Annotated in this window: 7 protein-coding genes; all 7 read right to left on the reverse strand. The window is 67.9% G+C overall.

Annotated features, from left to right (window positions below; translation table 11 throughout):
- Positions 1 to 64 precede the first annotated feature (64 nt).
- The 7 genes from rplS to ffh all read right to left on the reverse strand — a co-directional run bounded on the left by rplS (position 65) and on the right by ffh (position 5,774).
- A complete protein-coding gene (rplS, locus tag RUH65_RS15050; protein ID WP_188803127.1) occupies positions 65 to 427 on the reverse strand; it encodes a 50S ribosomal protein L19 in 363 nt (120 codons plus the stop codon).
- 193 nt (positions 428 to 620) lie between these two features.
- Positions 621 to 1,373, reverse strand: coding sequence for a tRNA (guanosine(37)-N1)-methyltransferase TrmD (gene trmD / locus RUH65_RS15055; RefSeq protein WP_313818438.1), 753 nt, complete (start codon positions 1,371 to 1,373; stop codon positions 621 to 623).
- Positions 1,370 to 1,969: a ribosome maturation factor RimM gene (gene rimM / locus RUH65_RS15060; protein WP_313818439.1), complete on the reverse strand. Its 600-nt coding sequence runs from the start codon at positions 1,967 to 1,969 to the stop codon at positions 1,370 to 1,372. The genes trmD and rimM overlap by 4 nt, the downstream gene beginning before the upstream one ends.
- Positions 1,970 to 2,116: 147 nt before the next feature.
- The gene (locus RUH65_RS15065; protein WP_313818443.1) at positions 2,117 to 2,356 is read right to left on the reverse strand and encodes an RNA-binding protein; all 240 of its coding nucleotides are present in this window, start codon (positions 2,354 to 2,356) and stop codon (positions 2,117 to 2,119) included.
- A 2-nt stretch (positions 2,357 to 2,358) separates the two neighbouring features.
- Positions 2,359 to 2,805 carry a 30S ribosomal protein S16 gene (gene rpsP, locus RUH65_RS15070; RefSeq protein ID WP_313818440.1) on the reverse strand — a complete coding sequence of 149 codons (447 nt, stop codon included), beginning with the start codon at positions 2,803 to 2,805 and terminating at the stop codon, positions 2,359 to 2,361.
- Positions 2,806 to 2,970: 165 nt separating this feature from the next.
- Complete coding sequence (locus tag RUH65_RS15075) at positions 2,971 to 3,945, reverse strand: VOC family protein (RefSeq protein WP_313818441.1); 975 nt, start codon at positions 3,943 to 3,945, stop codon at positions 2,971 to 2,973.
- Between the two features lie 233 nt (positions 3,946 to 4,178).
- Positions 4,179 to 5,774 carry a signal recognition particle protein gene (gene ffh, locus RUH65_RS15080; RefSeq protein WP_313818442.1) on the reverse strand — a complete coding sequence of 532 codons (1,596 nt, stop codon included), beginning with the start codon at positions 5,772 to 5,774 and terminating at the stop codon, positions 4,179 to 4,181.
- Positions 5,775 to 5,857: the final 83 nt, after the last annotated feature.

The raw sequence follows: 5,857 nt of genomic DNA on the forward strand, positions 1-5,857 counted from the left end.
GCTGACGAGGCGACGAGTCAGACGACAGGTCGGTCATCGGGTCATGATCACGCGCAGGCGCAGATCAGGCCTTCTTGGTCGAGAAGTCGCGCTTCTCCTTGATCTTGGCAGCCTTGCCGTGGCGATCGCGCATGTAGTACAGCTTGGCGCGGCGCACGTCACCGCGGGAGACGAGCTCGATCTTGTCGATGACCGGGGAGTGCACCGGGAAGGTACGCTCCACGCCGACGCCGAAGGAGACCTTGCGGACACGGAAGGTCTCGCGCACGCCATGGCCGTGACGGCCCATGACGAAGCCCTGGAAGACCTGCACACGGGCGGTCTTGCCTTCGACGATGTTCACGTGCACCTTGACGGTGTCACCGGGGCGGAAATCGGGAACGTCGTTGCGCAGCGAGGGCGCATCGAGGGAGTCGAGAATATGCATGGTGCTACTCCTGGTGAACGCCACAGGTCATTCACGTCATCAGCGGCACGCCGGCCGGTGCCCCCGGAAGTGGAGGCGTGGGGATGGGCGTGCCCAAGCTAGGGACCGGTGAACCCGTCTGGGTGCCGGTGGGCCAGACTGTCGGCATCCGCCCCCTGTGGCAGGTCGGATGTCCAGTTGACACAGCTGACCATTATGCCAGATCCGGGGCCGTCTTGTCTCCTGGCGTGGCGGACTCGTGCGGCAGCAGGTCAGGGCGTCGGGCCCGGGTGCGGGCCACCTGCTGGTCATGGCGCCAGGTGGCGATCCTCCCGTGGTCCCCGGACAGCAGGATCTCGGGGACGTCGCGTTCACGCCACGAGGAGGGCTTGGTGTAGACGGGATACTCGAGCAGTCCGTCGCTGTGGGACTCCTCCACGAGGGACTCCGGGTTGCCGACCACACCGGGCACCAACCGGCCCACGGCCTCGATCATCGCCAGAGCCGCCACCTCCCCGCCGTTGAGGACGTAGTCACCGAGGGAGACCAGCCGTACCTCGAAGAGGTCTGCGGCCCATTCGAACAGACGCTCGTCGATGCCCTCATAGCGTCCGCAGGCCACCACGAGGTGGTCCGCCCCGGCCAGTTCGTGGGCCACGGACTGTCGGAACAGCGTGCCCGACGGCGTCGGCACCAGCAGGACCGGACGCGCACCATCGGCGCGGTCGGCGCCAGTAGCGGAGTCAGCGATTGACTCGAGCGCCAGCGCCCAGGGCTCCGGCTTCATGACCATGCCGGCGCCGCCGCCATAGGGGGTGTCGTCCACGGTGCGGTGCCGGTCGACCGTGTGGTCGCGCAGGTCGTGGATGCGGATGTCCAGCAGGCCGTCCCGGCGGGCCTTGCCGATCAACGAGACGTCGAGGACCTGGAGGTACTCGGGGAAGATCGTGACGACGTCGATCCTCATGCAGGATCCTCCGCTGCCGAACTGCCATCGGCCGTGGGGTCGTTGAGCGTCAACAGGCCCGGCGGCGGCGTCAGGATGATCGTGCCGGACTCGGGATCGACCTCCGGGACGATCTCCTCGACGAACGGGACCAGGGCGCTGGTCCCTCCGTCGAGCTTCACCTCCAGCAGGTCCTGGACCTCCCCGGTGATCAGCCCGGTCACGCTGCCGACCTTCGTGCCGTCGACCATGACGGCCAGTCCGACCAGGTCCTCTTCGTACCAGGCACCGTCCTCCCCCGCCTCGTCCGGCTCGGCGAAGAGCTCGGTGCCGCGCAGTGCCTCGGCCTGGTTGCGATCGGCCACCGCCTCCAGGGCCAGGAGGAGGATGTCCTTGTTCCACCGGGAACGGACCACGGTCAGCGTCCCGTCGCGGCCGGCACCCTGGCCGCCGCGGCGCCCCTGCAGCACCGCTCCCGGGCTGAACCGCTCTCCGGGCTCATCCGTGAACACCTGGACGGTCACCTCGCCATGGATGCCATGGGGCTTGCCGATCCTCGCGACGCGGACGTGCTCACGCTCGTCCCGGGTTGGGTTCTCGGCGCCTGGCTGCGGCATGTTCGTGAGGTCCTTTCGGAGGATGGCAAGAAGGAGGCAACAAGGTCAGGGACGACGATGGCCCGCACCGGACGGTGTCCGGACACGGGCCATCATGTCATGCGGCCGCGCCGGTCCCGCGGTGCGGGATGGAGCGGCACGGTACAGCTACCGGCGGCGGTCGGTGTCCACGACGTCGACCCGGACCGGATGGCCGGCGAGGCCGTCCAGCACGGTGCGCAACGCGGTGGCGGTCCGGCCCTGGCGGCCGATCACCCGGCCCAGGTCGGCAGGATCGACACGAACCTCGAGGACTTCGCCGCGACGGTTGTTCCGCAGGTCGACCTGAACGTCCTCCGGGGAATCCACGATTCCCCGGACGAGATGTTCGAGCGCTTCCTGCAGCATGGTCACTCGGACTTCTCGTCGGCCGCAGCCTCGGCGGAGTCGGCGGCCTCGGTGGTCTCAGCAGCCTCGGCCGGCGCCTCGGCGGCTTCCTTCTTCGGCGTGATGGCCTCCGGGATGATGACGGAGCCCTTCTGCGGGGCCACGAACGGCTCCTTCGGCTGCTTGGTCCTCAGGGTGCCCTCGGCACCCGGCTCACCCTTGAACTTCTGCCAGTCGCCGGTGATCTTGAGGATGGCGTGCACCTGCTCGGTGGGCTGGGCGCCCACGGACAGCCAGTACTGGGCCCGCTCGGAGTTGACCTCGATGAACGAGGGCTCCTCGGTGGGGTGGTACTTGCCGATCTCCTCGATCGCACGGCCATCGCGGCGGGTACGGGAGTCCATGACGACAATGCGGTAGTACGGGGCGCGCATCTTGCCGAAGCGCTTCAAACGGATCTTTACGGCCACGGGTGTGGTAGCTCCTGGTTCTTGGTTTTGGCGCAGCATGCACGCCGGCCGTGGGGTTGGCGCGAGGTGGTCTGCTGCTGACAGAACGGCCGGCCGGAGTGATAGAGGGTCGCCCGGACGGCAGTTCAGTACCGTCCCATTCTGCCAGACACCCGGCCGTTTGTCCTAGTTGGCCTCGGCCTCGGCCTCCACCTCGGGCTCGGAGAGCACGAGCAGCGTGTTCCAGGGGTCGCGGACCTCGAGACCACGGTCGGTGCGCTGGGCGGGACGGCTAGCGCTCTTGAGCCGGTCCGCGGCGGACTCCAGCCCCTCGCCCCGCGGCAGGGTGATCTCCAGGGAGCCCAGGCCGAGGGTATTGCGGCGGGGGCCGGCACCGGTGGAGTTCCACGTGTTCATCGCCATGTGGTGGTGATAGCCGCCCGCGGACACGAACAGGGCCATAGTGCCCAGCGCGGTGGTCTTCTCGAAGCCGAGCTCCCGGACATAGAAGTCCTCCGACGCGTGGACGTCACCGACTTGAAGGTGGACGTGACCCACGGAGGCGGGGGCAGTGGTCAGCCGGTTCACCGCTTCCTCAATGAGGTGCGTGTCCAGGTACCGGTCCCACGGCAGGTAGAGGGTCGTCATGGCGAGTTGACCGTCAAGGCCCCATTGCCACCGGTCACGGGGCCGGTCGACATAGAGTTCGATGCCATTGTTGTCCGGGTCCTGGAAGTAGAAGGCCTCCGAGACGAGATGGTCAGAACTGCCGACGAACCGCGTGGGGTCGAGCCGCACGGCCGAGTAGACGGTGGCGGCGAGATCGGCGGCCTCCTCGAAGAGGATGGCCACGTGATAGAGGCCGGCCTCCCCGTCAGCCGGGAGCGTGAGGCCGCGCGCCTCCTCGATGCCGACGAGCGGCACCCCGGACCGGCCCAGGACCACGTTGGGGCCGTCCTCGGCGATGGCGACGAGACCCAGTGCCTGCTCGTAGTAGGCCCGCAGGCGTGCTACATTGTCCGACTTCAGGGTCACGATCCCCAGGGACAGGCCAGCGGGCAGCAGATCGGCGGCCGGACGTCCGCTGATGGGCTGATGCTGCACGGACCGGCGCCGCAGGGCAACAGGATCTATTGCGGCGTCAGGGGCAGTGAAGGACATGACTGATCTCCTCGGGTTCGGTCCGGAACGGGTCGGGCTGGTGACTTCTGCGGGCGGCACGGCCGATGGACCGTGGGGAGTGAGCTCAGCACCCTCATGACGTCACAACTCGGTTGATGCTTCAACTATTCCCGCGGCCCGGGGTGGTGACCCGACGCGCCCGACGCGCGGGAGGGCGAAAACACCGAGGGCCGCAACCACCGTCGTGATTGCGGCCCTCGAGTCGTCCCGGTTCAGTTGCCGAGGTACTTCTCGAACCCCTTGGGAAGGTTCAGCGACGACGGATCGAAGCCGTCCGGACCACCGTCGGCGCCCTGTCCGAAGGCAGAACCCGCCGCCGGGGAACCGGACCGCTTGCGGCGGTCCTCGAGCTCACGCATCTCCTGGGCCGCCTTGGCCGGGTTGCCCGACTTGGGCTTGGCCTTCTTGCCCTTGCCCTTGCCCTTGCGGGCACCGCCGGCTCCCCCGGCGCCACCACCGGGCATCCCGGGCATGCCTGGCATCCCACCGCCGGCCGCCATCTTCTTCATCATCTTCTGGGCCTGGCCGAAGCGCTCCAGCAGGCCGTTGACCTCGGAGACCTGGACACCGGAGCCGCGGGCGATGCGGGCCCGGCGGGAACCGTTGATGATCTTGGGTGCCACCCGCTCGTGCGGGGTCATGGACCGGATGATGGCCTCGATGCGGTCGATCTGACGCTCGTCGAACTGCTCCAGCTGTTGGCGCATGCCCTGGGCCCCGGGCATCATCATCAGGAGCTTCTTCATGGACCCCATCTTCTTGATCTGCTGCATCTGATCAAGGAAGTCGTCGAGGGTGAAGTCCTCCTGGTCCACGAACTTCCGGGCCATCTTCTCGGCATCGGCCCGGTCCCAGTTGCGCTCGGCCTGCTCGATCAGGCTCATCATGTCGCCCATGTCGAGGATGCGCGAGGCCATCCGGTCCGGGTGGAAAACCTCGAAGTCGGCGAGGTTCTCGCCCGTGGAGGCGAACATCACGGGCTTGCCCGTGACCGAGCGCACCGAGAGGGCGGCACCGCCGCGAGCGTCGCCGTCGAGCTTGGAGAGCACCACGCCGGTGAAGCCGACGCCCTCGTTGAAGGCCTGGGCCGTGGCCACGGCGTCCTGGCCGATCATGGCGTCGAGGACGAAGAGGACCTCGTCCGGCTGGACCGCCGCCCGGATGTCCGCGGCCTGCTGCATGAGCTCGGCGTCCATACCGAGACGGCCGGCGGTGTCCACGATCACGATGTCGTTGTACTTGGCCTTGGCCTCGGCCACGCCGTTCCGGGCCACCTGTACGGGGTCCCCGGTGGGATCCTCGAATTCACTGGAGACGCCTGGGTGCGGGGCATAGACCGGCACGCCGGCCCGCTCGCCGTTGACCTGGAGCTGCTTGACCGCGTTGGGGCGCTGGAGATCCGCCGCCACCAGCATCGGAGTGTGCCCCTGTTCCTTCAGGTGCTTGGAGAGCTTCCCTGCCAGGGTGGTCTTGCCAGCGCCCTGCAGGCCGACGAGCATGATGACCGTCGGGGGGTTCTTGGCGAGGTTCAGCCGCCGCGTCTCACCACCGAGGATGGCGACCAGTTCCTCGTTGACGATCTTGACGATCTGCTGGCCGGGGTTCAGGGCCTGGCTGACCTCTTCGCCGAGGGCCCGCTCCTTGATGTGGCTGATGAACTCCCGCACCACCGGGACGGCCACGTCTGCATCCAGCAGGGCCCGGCGGATCTCTCGGGCGGTGGCGTCGATATCCGCTTCGGACAGACGCCCCTTGCCCTTCAGGTTCTTGAAGGTGGCGGCCAGGCGATCGGACAGGGAGTTGAACACTGCGGTGCTCTTCCTTCGGTGGTGGGGAACGGCGGCGGAAACCACCAGTTCCCCAGGGTATCAAGTCAGACGGAGAGGGGGGG

This window comes from Citricoccus sp. (assembly GCF_032154715.1).
In the GTDB taxonomy this organism is placed as follows: domain Bacteria; phylum Actinomycetota; class Actinomycetes; order Actinomycetales; family Micrococcaceae; genus Citricoccus.

What these genes read in the sequence shown, in the direction of transcription:
- rplS (WP_188803127.1), bottom strand. Translation starts at nt 427, where the DNA reads ATGCATATTCTCGACTCCCTCGATGCGCCCTCGCTGCGCAACGACGTT.
- trmD (WP_313818438.1), bottom strand. Translation starts at nt 1,373, where the DNA reads ATGAGGATCGACGTCGTCACGATCTTCCCCGAGTACCTCCAGGTCCTC.
- rimM (WP_313818439.1), bottom strand. Translation starts at nt 1,969, where the DNA reads ATGCCGCAGCCAGGCGCCGAGAACCCAACCCGGGACGAGCGTGAGCAC.
- RUH65_RS15065 (WP_313818443.1), bottom strand. Translation starts at nt 2,356, where the DNA reads ATGCTGCAGGAAGCGCTCGAACATCTCGTCCGGGGAATCGTGGATTCC.
- RUH65_RS15075 (WP_313818441.1), bottom strand. Translation starts at nt 3,945, where the DNA reads ATGTCCTTCACTGCCCCTGACGCCGCAATAGATCCTGTTGCCCTGCGG.